General features: G+C 66.3%; 20 protein-coding genes. 8 read left to right on the forward strand and 12 right to left on the reverse strand.

All coding sequences use genetic code 11. The features are described 5' to 3' along the window. Positions 1-3: 3 nt before the first annotated feature. From AS181_RS21030 to AS181_RS21050, 5 genes are all read right to left on the reverse strand, one after another. Positions 4-429, reverse strand: a complete 426-nt coding sequence (locus AS181_RS21030; RefSeq protein WP_058253446.1) for a hypothetical protein — start codon at positions 427-429, stop codon at positions 4-6. Continuing rightward, positions 426-839, reverse strand: a complete 414-nt coding sequence (locus AS181_RS21035; protein ID WP_058253447.1) for a hypothetical protein — start codon at positions 837-839, stop codon at positions 426-428. Before AS181_RS21035 ends, AS181_RS21030 begins: the two co-directional genes overlap by 4 nt. Before the next feature lie 77 nt (positions 840-916). Beyond that, a complete protein-coding gene (gene nrdH, locus AS181_RS21040; RefSeq protein ID WP_058253448.1) occupies positions 917-1153 on the reverse strand; it encodes a glutaredoxin-like protein NrdH in 237 nt (78 codons plus the stop codon). A 304-nt stretch (positions 1154-1457) separates the two neighbouring features. Further along, complete coding sequence (locus AS181_RS21045) at positions 1458-1832, reverse strand: helix-turn-helix domain-containing protein (RefSeq protein ID WP_231742606.1); 375 nt, start codon at positions 1830-1832, stop codon at positions 1458-1460. Then, the gene (locus AS181_RS21050; RefSeq protein WP_139114246.1) at positions 1829-2503 is read right to left on the reverse strand and encodes a DUF6349 family protein; all 675 of its coding nucleotides are present in this window, start codon (positions 2501-2503) and stop codon (positions 1829-1831) included. Before AS181_RS21050 ends, AS181_RS21045 begins: the two co-directional genes overlap by 4 nt. A 114-nt stretch (positions 2504-2617) precedes the next feature. On the opposite strand from AS181_RS21050, the gene AS181_RS21055 reads away from it, so the two are divergent. From AS181_RS21055 to AS181_RS21075, 5 genes are all read left to right on the forward strand, one after another. Then, the gene (locus tag AS181_RS21055; RefSeq protein ID WP_058253451.1) at positions 2618-2872 is read left to right on the forward strand and encodes a hypothetical protein; all 255 of its coding nucleotides are present in this window, start codon (positions 2618-2620) and stop codon (positions 2870-2872) included. Positions 2873-2904: 32 nt separating this feature from the next. Continuing rightward, on the forward strand, positions 2905-3396 hold the full coding sequence (locus tag AS181_RS21060) for a hypothetical protein (RefSeq protein ID WP_058253452.1): 492 nt from the start codon (positions 2905-2907) through the stop codon (positions 3394-3396). 240 nt (positions 3397-3636) lie between these two features. Further along, the gene (locus tag AS181_RS21065; RefSeq protein WP_231742609.1) at positions 3637-4464 is read left to right on the forward strand and encodes a hypothetical protein; all 828 of its coding nucleotides are present in this window, start codon (positions 3637-3639) and stop codon (positions 4462-4464) included. A gap of 103 nt (positions 4465-4567) precedes the next feature. Further along, entirely contained in the window at positions 4568-5296 is a 729-nt protein-coding gene (locus tag AS181_RS21070; protein WP_058253454.1) for an Abi family protein, read from the forward strand. A gap of 133 nt (positions 5297-5429) precedes the next feature. After that, complete coding sequence (locus AS181_RS21075; RefSeq protein ID WP_231742612.1) at positions 5430-6746, forward strand: IS256 family transposase; 1317 nt, start codon at positions 5430-5432, stop codon at positions 6744-6746. A 13-nt stretch (positions 6747-6759) separates the two neighbouring features. Here AS181_RS21075 and AS181_RS21080 read toward each other — a convergent pair whose 3' ends face one another. The 3 genes from AS181_RS21080 to AS181_RS21090 form a co-directional block, all read right to left on the reverse strand. After that, positions 6760-7773 (reverse strand): nucleotidyl transferase AbiEii/AbiGii toxin family protein, encoded by a 1014-nt coding sequence (locus tag AS181_RS21080; RefSeq protein ID WP_058253455.1) that lies wholly within the window; start codon positions 7771-7773, stop codon positions 6760-6762. After that, positions 7773-8441, reverse strand: coding sequence for a type IV toxin-antitoxin system AbiEi family antitoxin domain-containing protein (locus tag AS181_RS21085; protein ID WP_058253456.1), 669 nt, complete (start codon positions 8439-8441; stop codon positions 7773-7775). Before AS181_RS21085 ends, AS181_RS21080 begins: the two co-directional genes overlap by 1 nt. Positions 8442-8555: 114 nt before the next feature. After that, positions 8556-10325, reverse strand: a complete 1770-nt coding sequence (locus tag AS181_RS21090; RefSeq protein ID WP_175404373.1) for a DNA cytosine methyltransferase — start codon at positions 10323-10325, stop codon at positions 8556-8558. Between the two features lie 104 nt (positions 10326-10429). Between AS181_RS21090 and AS181_RS21095 the strand changes: the two genes are divergently transcribed. Both AS181_RS21095 and AS181_RS21100 read left to right on the forward strand, forming a co-directional pair. Further along, on the forward strand, positions 10430-10807 hold the full coding sequence (locus AS181_RS21095; protein WP_139114247.1) for a hypothetical protein: 378 nt from the start codon (positions 10430-10432) through the stop codon (positions 10805-10807). Between the two features lie 125 nt (positions 10808-10932). Next, complete coding sequence (locus AS181_RS21100) at positions 10933-11169, forward strand: helix-turn-helix domain-containing protein (protein WP_058253458.1); 237 nt, start codon at positions 10933-10935, stop codon at positions 11167-11169. A 188-nt stretch (positions 11170-11357) separates the two neighbouring features. Here the strand turns inward: AS181_RS21100 and AS181_RS21105 are convergent, their stop codons facing one another. The 4 genes from AS181_RS21105 to AS181_RS25480 form a co-directional block, all read right to left on the reverse strand. Further along, on the reverse strand, positions 11358-11627 hold the full coding sequence (locus AS181_RS21105; RefSeq protein WP_058253459.1) for a hypothetical protein: 270 nt from the start codon (positions 11625-11627) through the stop codon (positions 11358-11360). A 101-nt stretch (positions 11628-11728) separates the two neighbouring features. Further along, positions 11729-12100 carry a hypothetical protein gene (locus AS181_RS21110; protein WP_058253460.1) on the reverse strand — a complete coding sequence of 124 codons (372 nt, stop codon included), beginning with the start codon at positions 12098-12100 and terminating at the stop codon, positions 11729-11731. A gap of 124 nt (positions 12101-12224) precedes the next feature. After that, entirely contained in the window at positions 12225-13217 is a 993-nt protein-coding gene (locus tag AS181_RS21115) for a hypothetical protein (RefSeq protein WP_058253461.1), read from the reverse strand. 4 nt (positions 13218-13221) lie between these two features. Continuing rightward, positions 13222-13683 carry a hypothetical protein gene (locus AS181_RS25480; protein WP_231742637.1) on the reverse strand — a complete coding sequence of 154 codons (462 nt, stop codon included), beginning with the start codon at positions 13681-13683 and terminating at the stop codon, positions 13222-13224. Between AS181_RS25480 and AS181_RS21125 the strand changes: the two genes are divergently transcribed. After that, entirely contained in the window at positions 13618-13794 is a 177-nt protein-coding gene (locus tag AS181_RS21125) for a helix-turn-helix transcriptional regulator (protein WP_231742634.1), read from the forward strand. The genes AS181_RS25480 and AS181_RS21125 overlap by 66 nt on opposite strands. Positions 13795-13836: the final 42 nt, after the last annotated feature.

Here is a 13836-nt window from a genome sequence, read left to right on the forward strand (position 1 = left end):
GGTTCAGATCACCTGGTGGCGTCGTGTGGTGTCGCCGCGGCCGTCGTAGTCATAGCCGAGGAAGTGGCCGCACTCCCGGCGGGCGCGGTCGGCCAGTTCGAGGGCCTGATCGAGCAGGTGGGGAAGCAGCACAGCAATGTCGGCGCGGCGGGTGGACACCTCCGTGAGCGGGAGGCAGGCGAAGTCACCGTCTTCGTAGACGGCGATGACGATCGGGTGGACGGGCGTCCATCGCGGGTTGCTCGGCGCGAAGACACCGGCGCCGCTGTCGGTGAGTGCCTGCCAGTCGTTGTCGATCATCACCACGACGTCGCGCGTTCGGGTGTAGGCGAGGTGCCCGCTGCGCTGCGCGCCGAAGGTGGTGCGGGTGAACACCAACCCGGTGGTGGCCGTGATGTCGGCGAGAGCGGCGTCGAGGGTGTAGCTCATCGCAGTCGCCGTTCGGCGCGGGCTTCGAGGGCGGCGAGCATGGCGGTGTCGTCCTGGGCGGCAAACGCGGCCTCCTCGGCGGCGCCGATCTCGCATTCCGGTGCGTGCGGATCGCTGAAGTGTTCCCCGCACCTCTGGCAGCAGTCGGAATGGATGTTGGCCATGGTGATCTGGATGACGCCCTCGTCGAAGTTGGCCACGAAGGTGAGGCCGGCGGGAACGGCAATCCTGACGACAAGGTCGCCCTCGACGTCGGCGAGCGTGGCCTGCACCTGGGGCACGGAGGTGTCGGTGGGATCCGCTGCGGCGGGGCTGGCCCACAGTGCAGCATTGTCGGCGGCGATCGCGAGGCCACCGAAGGTCCACGGGCCGGTGTGGTTGATGGCACGGTAGGCGGATGGACGGCTCATCCTGGGTCTCCTTGGTCGGCGTTGCGGGGTTGGGTGTCGTCGACGGCAAGTGCGACACCCGGCGGGGGGCTTGCGGGTCAGGCGGCGGCGGCGAGCGCCTTCACTCGGTCGGGGCGGAATCCGCTCCATGACTGCTGGCCGTCGTCGATCACCACGACCGGGGCCTGCTGGTAACCCAGGCTCATCACGTAGTCGCGGGCGTCGTCGTCGGCGCTGATGTCGACCACCTGATAGGTCAAAACCTGCTTGTCCAACGCTTTGTAAGTGGCATGGCACTGGACGCAAGCGGGCTTTGTGTACACAGTGATGGTCATTTCTGAAACCTTTCTGCCGGCGGCTGTTTGCTTTCTTCTATTCTATACCTAAAAGGCATGTATACGCAAGGGCTGCAACGTATTTCACGATGCAAGTAAATGGGTCTCGACCTGCCGTTAGGGGTCATTCGAATGCCGCACACTCCTCTCTTCGAGGATTCTTTTATTTATTCGGAAAGCACCACAGAAAGCGCGACGAATACGCGAGGAAATGACGGGTGGTTGCGTGACTATGCCGGTAGGCAAGAGGGCTGCGGCCCGCGTGGGCGGGTATCAGCGCCGCCCCGTGTACGTGGAGCCGGCGTCAGCTGATGGTGGTGATGAGCGCGCTGGGGGTGGTGTGCAGGGCGCGGGCTATCCGGGTGAGTGTGACCACGGTCGGCGCGCGCTCGCCCGCCTCTATGCCGCGCAGGAAGGTCCGGCTGGTGCCGACGGTGCGCGCCAGGGCTTGCTGGCTGATCTTGAGTTCGGTGCGGCGGGCGACGATCGCCGCACCGACGGCGGCCATGACGGCGGTCTCGTCAACGCTGACGGCGGACGGGTCGCTCGACATGGATTCGGGCCTCTCGGGGGCGGTCGGTGATCGTGTGGTGTCGAGCTTGCCAGAGCCAGGGGAGGGCAAGTGCGTGCCGTGCCCGGCAGACAGGCCGGGCACGGCACCATCGCAGGCGTCGGTCATCGGCCAAGGGTTTCAGCGGCGACGTCGTAGCCTCCCCACAGTGACCGGCCCGGCACTGCTCGCCACCCGTGCGGTCCGCGGCGAGTGATCATCGGATAGCCCTGGGGACGGTCGGTGCCGTGCAGCTCGGTGACCTTGGTTTCCCAGGTAAGGCGGGTGCGGCGCTTGGGGCCGTCGTCATAGGGCGCCGAGGGCACGATCGGGTCGTCGCGCCACCCGGGGAAGCAGTGATCCAGGCCCAACAGCGCCGCGTCGGTGTCGTCGTCGACGACCTCGGAGTGCCAACCGCATCCTCGGCAGAAGCTGCGCGAGACCAGATCACCCACGCACAGGCAGCCGCGGTGCGAGGCCTGGTTGCACCGGAGGTCGGTTTGCAGGGTGATCGGGATGCACGCGCTGGTCGGCTCCCGGCTGCTCGCATATTCACCGATCGCGACGTGCCAGCCGTGCGAGTCGCGCAAGCAGGCAAGGTCAGGCCACGCCTGGCTCCACTGCGTCATCGCGTGTTGGTAGTCGGCAATCGTGGTGCAGCGCAACGCATACAGCCTGGGCACGCCGGTCGTGCGTTCGGCGGTCTCACGTTCATCGCGGGCCGCTTCGGCGAACATGTCGAGCTGCTGGCCGGGCGAGGGCACCGCGATCACTGTCGTCGGGAGGGTGGTTGTGGTCATAACTTGACTGTACCCCATAGGGTGCATATTGTGAACCCTATGGGGTACACGCTTTCGGTAGTCGTAGCGCCGGAAGACGCACGGTCGCAGCCGCATTCAGCAGAGGGGCATCGCATGTCGTGGAGCTACAGCAACATCGTCGCCAGTCCGGGCGCGCGTGAGATCATCCGCGCCACCAGCGTGCTCCAGACCGGCCACGCCGAGCTGGTGCCCATCGAGCACGTGCACGCCATGGTCGATCTGACCTGGTCGAGGTGGGCACTCGGTCTCGCCGAAATCCTCACCACCGGGATCGGGGTCGTCCTGGCCGATGAGGAGAACCGGGAATGCCTGTTCCTGACCTGCACGCCGATCTACGCCGCCGACTAACCACCTGAGACCTCGACGAGGGGAGCTGTGCAATGGCACGCCGCCACACACCATCCGATCACGGCGACATCGACCTGCTCGATCTGCTCGACGGCACCGCTGAGCGCATCGAAGAGCAGCGCCGCCTCGAGGCCGAGGTCGCGACCCTGCGCCAGTTGTGGGAGCAGCGTCACGCCGGGCGACCCGACGGCCAACCCGTCCCGCAAGGCGAGGACTGGTGTGGCCGCTGCGGGGAGAACACCTTCGACTACGGGTTGGTCATCAACCACGACCTGGGCTACCTCGGCTGTCCGGTCGAGGTCGACCCCACCTGGTCGAAGTACCAGTGTGTCGGCTTCCGTGGCGCGGTGGGCTACCCGTCAGCAACGCTGACCGTCGAGGACCTCTGCGATCGCTGGGACCGGCAGTTCTTCCCCGACTGCGTCTGCGGACATCCCTGGGGAGTGCACACTCAGGCCGCCCACCCCACCTGGAGCTTCTCCTGCAACACCTCGTGCGGCTGCCCGATCTACCGGGAGCATTGACCGAAAGTGCGAGGTCGGCCCCGAGAGGCCCTTGGGCCGGGCACTGAGTAGGCACGAAGTCGACGACTTTCTACCGGGCGTGCATGAACATCGCTCCGTCGAGCCGATCATCTCCGCTGGAGGATCATCTGGCGTCGTGGTGATCAGATGGTTCTACGAGTGGAGCTTCGAGGGGTACTCCGAGGTGTTGCTATAGCACCCGCTCGCGAGGAAACGGTTGAGTCGGCGGGCAGTTGCCAGTTGAGTGCTGCCGGTGCCATCGTTTCTCGTATGAACGGCAAGGCTGACAGCGAGCAGCAGGTAACCATCGAGGGAATGCTGGATGCCTGTAAGCGCGACACACGCAGGGTGCCTGTTCGGCATACCTTCGTGCAGCAGGGAACACAGTCCGACCCAGAACCCGGGCCGCTGCACGAGATGGTGCGCCGTCACGACGAACGGTGTTTGGACCTGTTCCTCCTGCATCGGATGATGGCCAGCGCGGACCCGTGGGATGTCCGACCGATGCCGGCCAAGGCGTGGGCGCGAGCGTTAGGTGTGCACCTTGACCGTGACGGAGGTAAAGCCGCGGTCTCCAAGGCGTGGCGGCGACTGGACCAGACCTACCACCTAATCGAGGTCGGCCGTTCGGGGCGGCGAGGCAAGTACACCTCGCTGGCCGAAGACGGTTCAGGAGACCCGTACACCTCACCCGACGGCCGCGCTCGCGCCAACAGGTACCTGACCCTGCCGTTCGAATACTGGACCGGCCCAGACTTCTGGTTCCGGCGACTGTCACTACGGGCCAAGGCCGTGCTGCTTATCGGTTCGTCGCTGGCCCCTGGATTTGTGCTGCCGACTGAGAAGGCAGAGCGTTGGTACGGGATCAGCGGCGACACCGTCGGCCGGGGACTGGACGAGCTGCGCAAGCTGCACCTGCTCGAACGCCACAGCGTTCTCAAAGACACCCCACTTGAGGACTCGGTGCAGACCCGCGAGTACCGCTACACCCTGGCCGCACCGTTCGGCCGCGTACCCTCCCGGGCCACGAAATCCGGATTGAGCCTCATCATCACCGAGGGCGCCTGAAGGCCAGGCAGAACAAAGCCCCGGCGACATGACTCACGTCAGCGGTCCACCGGGGCATTCCGCCACCAAGAGTACAGCTTCTTCCGCTAGAAAGGCAACGATCGTGGGCTCGGCCACCGTCACACTCCGCAACCAGGACGGCCCCTGGATTGCCCAGTGGTTGAGCCAGGAGCGCCTGAACGTCTACCTCGCCGCCACCGCCACCCGCTCCGACGCACTTGCGCTCTACGAGTGGAACTGTGAGGCGTCGACCGCTGTCTTCCGCGACCTGGGCCACATCGAGATCGCACTACGCAACGCCTACAACCACGCGATCGAGGCCGCCTGGAGCGGGCCTGGGCACTGGACCGATCACCCGAACATCTTCTTCGCACCCGAGTACCGCACACGACGTAACCGCAACGGAACTCGCAACCGTGTCGACATCAACAAAGAGAACCGCAAGATCCTCACCGCTGCACGAGCTAAAGCCATCGAAGATGCTGCGCCGTCAGCCCATAGCCCGGGGAAGGTGGTCGCCGAGCTGTCTTTCGGGTTCTGGCGCTTCCTCACCGACCGGCCACACGAGACCAGCGTATGGACCCCTTACCTGCATCACGCCTTCCCCGCGGGAACCAACCGCCGCGATGTGGACAAAATGGTTGTGGGTCTGCATCGCCTCCGCAACCGAGTCGCACATCACGAGCCCTTGTTCACCGCCAATCTCGCTGCACAGCACGCCAGTATCCTGGCCCTGGCCACACTGTTCGATCCCTCGATGGCGGCCTACATAGCCGGCCGCAGCGCGGTACCCCAGCTGGTGCAGACTCGACCACCGTTGTCGACGCCTTAGGGCGCTGCCTATAGCTCCGGCCCATGATCACGGGCGCGTTCCGTGCTCGGCGGCGGCGGGCTGGGGGACTGTCGTGAGAACGGTGTAAGTGGCCTTACCGCCCTCGGTGTGTCGGGGGCAGGAAGGTCGCATCATGACCGACACTCTGGTGGCTGTGGAGCCATCTGATGAACACGATGACGGGATCGTCGAGGTGCCTGCGGACCGCAGCGTCGATGAACTCGAGGTAGCCCGCGAGCTGGTCCGCCAGGCCCGGGAGGCCGGGGTCCGCCTGACCGGTCCGGATGGGTTGCTCAAAGCGATGACCAAAACGGTGCTCGAGACGGCGCTCGATGAAGAGATGTCTGAGCATCTCGGTTACGACAAGCACGACCAGCGTGGTCGCGGGAGTGGCAACTCGCGCAACGGGTCTCGGTCGAAGACCGTGCTGACTGATGCGTGTGGGCAGGTCGAGATCGATGTCCCGCGGGATCGGGCGGGCACCTTCGAGCCGCAGATCGTGAAGAAGCGCCAACGCCGCTTGACTGATGTGGATGAGGTGGTGTTGTCGCTGTATGCCCGTGGGCTCACCGCCGGTGAAATCAGCGCCCATTTCGCCGACATCTACGGTGCTGCGGTCTCCAAAGACACGATCAGCCGGATCACCGACCGGGTGCTCGAAGAGATGGCCACCTGGCATGCCCGTCCGCTCGAACGCGTCTACGCCGCGGTGTTCATCGACGCCATCCATGTCAAAATCCGCGATGGGCAGGTAGGGCCCCGGCCGATCTACGCCGCGATCGGGGTGGATCTGGCCGGGCATCGTGACGTGCTCGGGATGTGGGCAGGTGAAGGCGATGGTGAGTCGGCAAAGTACTGGCTGGCGGTGCTTACCGAGCTGAAGAACCGGGGTGTAGCCGACATCTTCTTCCTCGTCTGCGACGGGCTAAAAGGCCTGCCGCAATCAGTCGGGGCGGTCTTTCCCGACACGGTGGTGCAGACGTGTGTCATCCATCTGATCCGGGGCACATTCCGCTATGCCGGCCGCCAGCACCGCGATGCTATCGCCAAGGCGATCAAACCGATCTACACCGCCCCCACCGCTGCAGCCGCGGCCGAGGCGCTGGATGCGTTCGACGCCGAGTGGGGGCACCGGTACCCGGCAGCTATCCGGTTGTGGCGCAACGCATGGCAAGAATTCATACCGTTCCTCGACTACGACATCGAGGTCCGTAAGGTGATCTGCTCGACGAATGCGATCGAGTCACTCAACGCCCGCTACCGGCGCGCAGTGCGGGCTCGTGGGCATTTCCCGAACGAGCAGTCGGCGCTAAAGTGCCTGTACCTGGTGACCCGGTCGCTCGATCCGACCGGCACCGGACAGAAACGATGGACAATGCGGTGGAAACCAGCACTCAACGCATTCGCCATCACCTTCGCCGACCGCATGCCGGCCAGCGAAGACAACTAACCGAAAACGCCACTTACACCGTTAATCTGATACTCCCCGGGCTGGCCGAAGCCTGTGGTGGGGGTGTGCGTGTCGCCGCGTGTGGTGCGCGGGTGTCGCCGAGCAGTCCGCCGATTGAGCGTGAGCGTGTTCTCTGCGGGGTCCAGACTCCGTCGTCGGGGTTCCACCGGCCGTGGCCGGCCGTGCCTGCCAGGACGGGTTCGATGAGGCTGTTGGCGGCCTCGAGGGCGGCGTCGGGCTGGTGCAGGTGCGTCGGGAGTCCACTGTGGGCGGCGCGCTCGGGGTAGTCGCGTTCCCAGGCTGGGTTCGGCAGGACCAGCGGGACCGGGATGGTCAGGTCGCGGCGGTGTTCTTGGTGGCGGAGCGCGGTGTGGAGCTGCTCGGCGTCGATCGACTGGGTGCGGGCGAGGATGACGAGGTCGACCAGATCGTGGGCGCGCGTGGAGGGGGTGTCGCCGTGGGTGCCGTGCAGCTCGTAGAGGGCGGCGACCTTGTCGGCGACCGCTTCGGCGGCGGCTTGCATACGGATCACGGGCATGGGGTCGAGTTCGTCGAGCGCGAGCACGGGGTGCGGGCTCACGGTCTCGGGTGGTAGCAGCATCTCGCGGTGGGTGGCGATGTCGAGTGTGGCGTCGGAGAACCGTTGTCCGGCAATGTTGTAGCGGATACGTCCGGCGAACAAGCCGGGGCTACGGGTGGTGGTGATCGTGACGTCGAACTCGCCGAAGTCGCCGGGTCCGGGGTGGACGGCCTGGCGCAGCGAGCGTTGCATGTGTTCAGCGTCGAGGCGGGTGGCCAGGTCGGCGTCGGCGGTCGGGCGGGCCTGGGTCGGTGCCCGGAATTGCAGGGCGGTGCCGCCGGTGAGGATCCACTGGTCGGCATCGGGGGAGCGGAACAAGCGGGCCAGGAACAACTGGAGGGTGACGGTGCGGGCGAGCTCGTCGCGACTGAACCTGCTCGTGCGAGCTTCGGCGGACAGGCGGGCTTTCAGTCCGGCACGGAATGCCTCTTCGGACGCATAGGGCATCAGCCGACCAGCATCGGTTCGGCGGGCATCTGGGCCTGATCGAGCAGCGAGGAGAACAGTTCGGCGCCCGAGGCGTAGTTCCAGCGCGGCGCGGCCCGGTCGCACGCTGCGATCAGCTCGTCGGCCTCGACCAGCGACTCGTGCAGGCAGGTGTGCAGGGCGGTCCCGATGTGCCCGCCGTCGCCGTGGGTGAGTAGCAGGTCGGCCACGGTGCGGGCGGGTGTGGTCACCGGCAGTCCGTCGACGAGGTCCCAGTCGCGGCCGCGGTCGCCGATCGGCCGGCGCCAGGTGCGCACCGAGGGGTCGCGGACGTTGATCCGGTGCGGGCTGCTCAGTTCGAGCCCGGATGCGGTGATCGTGCCCAGCCGAAGCACTTGGGCGGCGGCGGTGTGGCTCACGACGCTGTCGGGGTGGGCGCGGCGGTCCTCGATGTCGGCGGCGGGGTGTAGCGCCAACCACTGTGCCGCCCAGTCGCCGACCGTGGTCCAGGCCGAGGATTCGGGGAGTTCGTAGACGCCGTGGTGCACCCGGACGATGGACTCGCGCTCGGCGAGCCGGGCCAACACGTAGGGCGCGACGCTGAGATGGCGGGCTTGGGCGGTGGTGAACAGGCCGAACTGGCGATCCGCCAGGTCGCGGATCGCACCCCACCGGCCAGCGTCGATCATGCAGCAATAATAGCAATCGGTGTGATGGGTGACCGGCACGAGAACACTTCCTCTCCTGCTGGGGCGATGGGCGTCCGGCCCCGGCGTGGCTGGTCTCGCCGGGGCCGGTGGTCGTTACGCGCCGCGGGGGTGCAGGACCTCGCGGAGTCGGGTGCCGATCCACAGGGGGACCGGTGGGGTGACGGCGTTGCCGTAGCCGTCGATCTGGTCGCGGCCCTTTCCCCAGACGGTGAAGGTGCCTTTGTGGTCGCCGAAGTCGGGGTCGAATCCGCATCCGCGGCCGACCTCGTGGGGGGTCATCATGCGGAAGAAGCACTCTTCGAGGGAGATCTCGGCGAGGGCGTCGCGCCAGTGCGCGGCCAGCAGGGCGGTGGTGTCGCGGCTGGTCATGGTGCCGAGGGGGTCGGTGAGCGGGTGCGCGGCGGTCTCGGTTCCGGTGCTGCCGTTCTGTTTGAACCAGCCTGCGAGTAGGGCGGGGTCACCGGTCGCGGTGAGCAGGCCGGGGGTCTGCTCGGCGGTGACGGTCGGCATGGCCTGGGCGTGGCTGGCCGGGGTGGTGTGTTTGCGGAAGGGCACCACACCCGAGGACACGATGCTCAGGGTCTCCGAGCCGCCCTGGGTGGGCAGGGCCTCGTCGAGGCCGCGTGGTGCGCCCTGGAAGTTGTTGATGGCCATGGCGACCGGGGGAGTGAGCAGGCCGGTGGTGTTGGTGGCGGGCTGGGTCCACAGGGGTTGACCCAGGGTCCGGGTCCGGCACTGCGATCCGGGGCGCTCGAAGGTGTTTCCGGCGGCGACCATGATGGCGCCAGTACTGAGCAGCGCGGCCTCTTGCTGCGAGGTCTGGGTGGCCATCGGTTGCAGCGGATGGCGCTCGACGCCGCGTTGGGCCTTGGCCGGCATCAGCACAGCGGGGAACTCGGCGAACTTCTGACGGCACCGCTCCGCGCGGGCCATGGTCGCCGGGGCCAGCGGTTTGGTCCGCTCGCCGATCCGGGTGCCCAGGTGGGTCAGGTCAAGGGCCGTCAACGACGGTGTGGTGGTGGGGGAGACCTCGCCGAAGCAGCGCGGGCAGCGGTAGTTGTACTGCTTGCCGTAGCGCACCGATCCGCTGGCGGGCACGCCGGTCTTCCACGCCCACATCGCCTCGACGGCCTCATCGCAGGGTCCGCACCACGCCTGGGGGCGGTGATCGAGGTCGGGGGCGGGCAGTGCGCGGTCCCAGAACACGATGTAGAGCCGGTCCCGGCTCTGGGGGACGCCGAAGAACATCGAGTTGAGGTAGAGCACCTTGTGCTCGTAGCCGAGTTTGGTGATCTCGCGCAGCCACCACCGATACGTCGAGCCGTCGCCGACCTTGCGTCGGCCGGGGACCGCTGGACCCCAGGACTGCAACTCGGTGGTGCATTCGACCAGGATCAGCAGGGGATGGTGCTGGTCGGCGTAGTGCAGCACGCAGTTGGCCGTTGCGCGGTCCCGCTCGGACCGGGTGGCGCGTTCCTCGAACTCGGGGTCGTCGAGGTCGAACAACGTCAGTCCCTGCGCGTAGGCGCGCTGGGTGTTGGCCTGGGAGTGGTTGGTGCAGGTCACCCCGGCGACCAGTAGGTCGGCTGCCGGGAGTTCGCGCACCGAGTGGTAGGTGTCGGAGTCGGTGTTGATCAGATCGGCGATCCAGTGCTCGACGTGCGGGTGGTTGGCCTCGTGCACCTCGACCTTGTAGCGGTTGTGGTTGGCCCCGACGATCGTGTCGAAGCCTGCGGCCTCGATGCCCTGGGTGAATCCGCCGAATCCCGAGAACAAGTCCAGCGCGGTCGGGTTGTCGTGGCGAAACCGTCTGCGACGCAGCGCTGGTCGATGTTCGGCTGTCTTCGAGATGATGTGACCCATGGTCCTGGCCCTTTCCTCAACACTCCCTAAGTGGTTGCCTATAGACTACCATTAGCGGTAGCCTATAGGCAACCACTAGTCAGGGTCCTTAGAAGGAGAGAGTCATGGTCGTCACTACCGGAAACGCCTCTGCCGCAACGGCGATGAGTGCGCACTCACGCGCTATCGCGGCCTGCATCGAGCGGTGGCATCGAGCCGCCGACAGCGCATCGGGCGGCGATGCTGAACACGAGGCGGCTGCTGCGCTGGTCGCGCTCGTGGAGCAGGCCATGCCCGAGCTGGCGCGCACCGAGGTTGTCGAGCGGTCGTATCTGGTGCGCAGGGTGCAGCGCTACGTCGGCCCACTCCCGCAGGACTGGGACACGATGGACGATGCCGAGCGCGACCAGTTCGTCTGTGATCACTGGCTTGCAGTTGAGGAGTTCGACGAGCACATCGACGACGACCAGCTGACTCTGACGATCGTGAAACCCGCGCAGTGAGCAGCTGTCCCGCGCCGACCGGGCGCACCGCCGTCATGCTGCCGCCCGTGGCGACCTCGCCGGTAGGCTCAGCCACGCCGAGTGCGCCCGCCGACCTGGCGGGCGACAGGGGAGGAGGAGCCGTCATGGCCGTCGACATCGACGAACCTGCATTGCTACGCGCTCTCGGAGAAGCGATCACGACTCGCCGCGAGGAACTGGGCCTCAGTCAGCGGGCCCTGGGTCTCGAGGCCGGCGTCGAGCGCAACATGCTGCGCGGCGTGGAAGACGGATCGCGGCGAGCAACCATCATCACCCTGGCGCGCATCGCCGAAGCGCTGAAAGTGCCGATCTCGCAACTACTTCACCAGATCGGGCACTAACCCTCCACGACCCTCAGTGAAGACCCACACCGGCTGGTCGCCGTCGCGCGTAACCAGGACGGAGGGGAGGGGGCTGCACATTCGGGGGAGCTCGCCGCCCTCCCCTCCTATCCTGTGAGGAACGATCTTCGGTTTGGGTGTGGCAACTCAGAAGAACGTCCTTCGTGATCGGTGGTGGTGATCGGTGGTCAGATGTCGCCGGTCGAGGCGATCGCGAAGGTTCGTGTGCGACGTGCTCGCAACCAGTTCTGGTCCTTGTTCCAGAGCGTGAGCACTTTACGGGCCAACTCGACGTTGTCGGGCTGGTCGTCGATCGAGCTGGCGAGCCCGGCGTAGAACGTCTCGTAGTCGAGGTTATGAGTGAGACGGACTCGTCGTCGACGGGCTCGGGCGTCAACGCGCAGGAGAGCCGCGAACTCACGGGGTGTCAGGACGCTGTGGGCCGAAGGCAAGTTCATGAGGGGATCTCTCCTCGCGGGGTGGGTGACAGTTCGCGTGGCCTTTGAGAGCAAACCTGTTGCTGGTCACTGATAAGTCCACATGGTGGTCTCCTGATGGTCTAGTTGAGCGCCAGCGTGCTGACCGTGGCCACGATGGCTACAGCGATGAGCGCGAGGATGGGGTTGACCATGCTTGCGGGCTGCCGCGGCGGCGGTGTCGGCCCAGGGTGGCGCCTGGTGAACTCTGCCTCGTGGCCGGCGGGTGCGAGCGGGGCGTCTGGATCGTTGATGCGCATACCGTGTGCGGCGAGTGCGTCGTACCAGGCGTCGTCATGCCAGTCTTCTGTGTGGCCTTCGGCGAGGGCTCGCTTCCGGGCGCGGAGTAGGCGTTGGAACCAACCGAAGTTGCCGATGGGGAATCTCCATAAGGCGATGACGGCGATCGCGAGGACTATGACGGCCACGTTGAGGGACCAGATCACCCAGTTCATGTTTCTCCTTGTAGGTCGAAGGGCCCTTCTTCGAGAGCGATTCGGGTGTTGTCTTTGTGTGTGCATAACATGCCGCACCGACGCCGTGGCGTGCATCGCGCGCCCGAATCGCCCGTCAGCTGGGTCATCGTTGCAGTTGCGGGCGCTTGGCCTGGGTGTCGAGTTGGCGTTGCACGGACTCGGCGACGAGCGCCCGGACCGGTGGGATGCGGCGTGCGCCGGCCTCGGCGATGAGTGTGGTGATGCGGTCGAGCAGGTTGTCGCGGTAGGCGTCGGTGATGGTCGGGTCCAGTGCCTGGTCGAGCATTTTGCGTGCTCGGGTGAGCTTTCCACGCTTGGCGGGCTGGATGTTCAGGCCGGTGTCGCGGGCGTGGCGTGAGGCGGTGTTCCATGCGTCGCGGGCTGCCAGGGCGTTGGTGACGGCTCGCTCGGCGAGGTCTCTGTCCAGGGGCCGGGAGTCGTAGGCGGCGGCGCGGGCGGCGGTGTAGGCGTCGAGGAACGCCGCGGTGTGGGGGTCGTTGGTGTCGTCGAGGAGTGGGCGGGTGAAGAGCCGGTCTGCGAGGTCGGCGTGATAGGCGGCGTAGTCGGCGTCGATGGTGCCGAGGACGTCGGCCGCCTTGACCCACTGAGCGCGTGTGCTCTTCACCAGAACGGCTCGGTGGGAACGTGCTTGGCTCACTTTGTGGTAGGCGAGAACCGCGACAGCGATGACGATGAGGCTGGCCGCGACGGCTCCGCAGATGATCCACAGCGTCGTGTAGTCGGTGGGCGCCTCGGGTGCCGACGGTGTCGGCTCGGCCGGGGCCGGCGGCGTCGGCACGGGGGACGCGTCGGGGGAGGTTGGCTGCCTGTCCTGATCCGAATCGGGGCCGACCAGAGTCAGAACCAGGCCGACGGAGGATAGGATGACACCGCCGATCGCAAGTGGAGCGACGGTGTCGGTGACTTCGCCTGAGTTCTTCGCAATGGCGGCTCGCAGGCCCGCCCCCAACAGGATGACCACCCCGAGGATCGAGGCCCCCCATCCGAGATTGGACGCCACCTGCATGAAGGCCTCAGGGGCTTCCGGCTTGAGGGGTGCCACGTCGGCCAGGGTTCCGAGAGCAGTGAACTCCATTGGCCTACTGCCCCTTTCGATGATCGGCAGATGCCATGGGGGGAGCGAACTCGAAGAGTCGCTGCCGGAATCCGTCATCGAACGCCGAGGTCGGCGGGTAGTGCGCAAGGATCGCCGCTGCGGCGTTCGCCCGGGCGGTCGGGGTGATGCGGCGGATGGTGTGGTCGGCGGCGAGATAGCCGGAGGCTTGTTCGATTAGAGTGGAGCATTGGTGCATGTCACGGCCCTTTCCGTGGTGTGCGTCGGGTCCGTGGGTGTTCCAGCACCCGCGGACCACTCTTGTTTCTGCCCGAGTCGGCAGCGAAGGTTCACCACCAAACATCAGCGGTGATGGTTTTAGTCTACATGCGTGTGGGATATAGTCAACACGGTGGAGAGACTTCAGGAGCTGGGCCAGCGTGTGCGCGACGCGCGAACCAGCCGCGGTCAGACGCAGGCCGAAGTAGCCAAAGCTGTTGGCGTGCACCGAACCCACCTGTCGGCGATCGAAGCCGGGCGCGAGAACATCACCATCGGAACGCTCTACCGGATAGCCGACCACTTCGGCATTGCCGCCTCGCGCCTACTGCCCGACTGATTCAGCGAGACTGTCGGACCTTCATGAAAAGGTAACTGCGAG

It is taken from the genome of Gordonia sp. SGD-V-85, from assembly GCF_001456905.1.
In the GTDB taxonomy this organism is placed as follows: Bacteria; Actinomycetota; Actinomycetes; order Mycobacteriales; family Mycobacteriaceae; genus Gordonia; species Gordonia hongkongensis.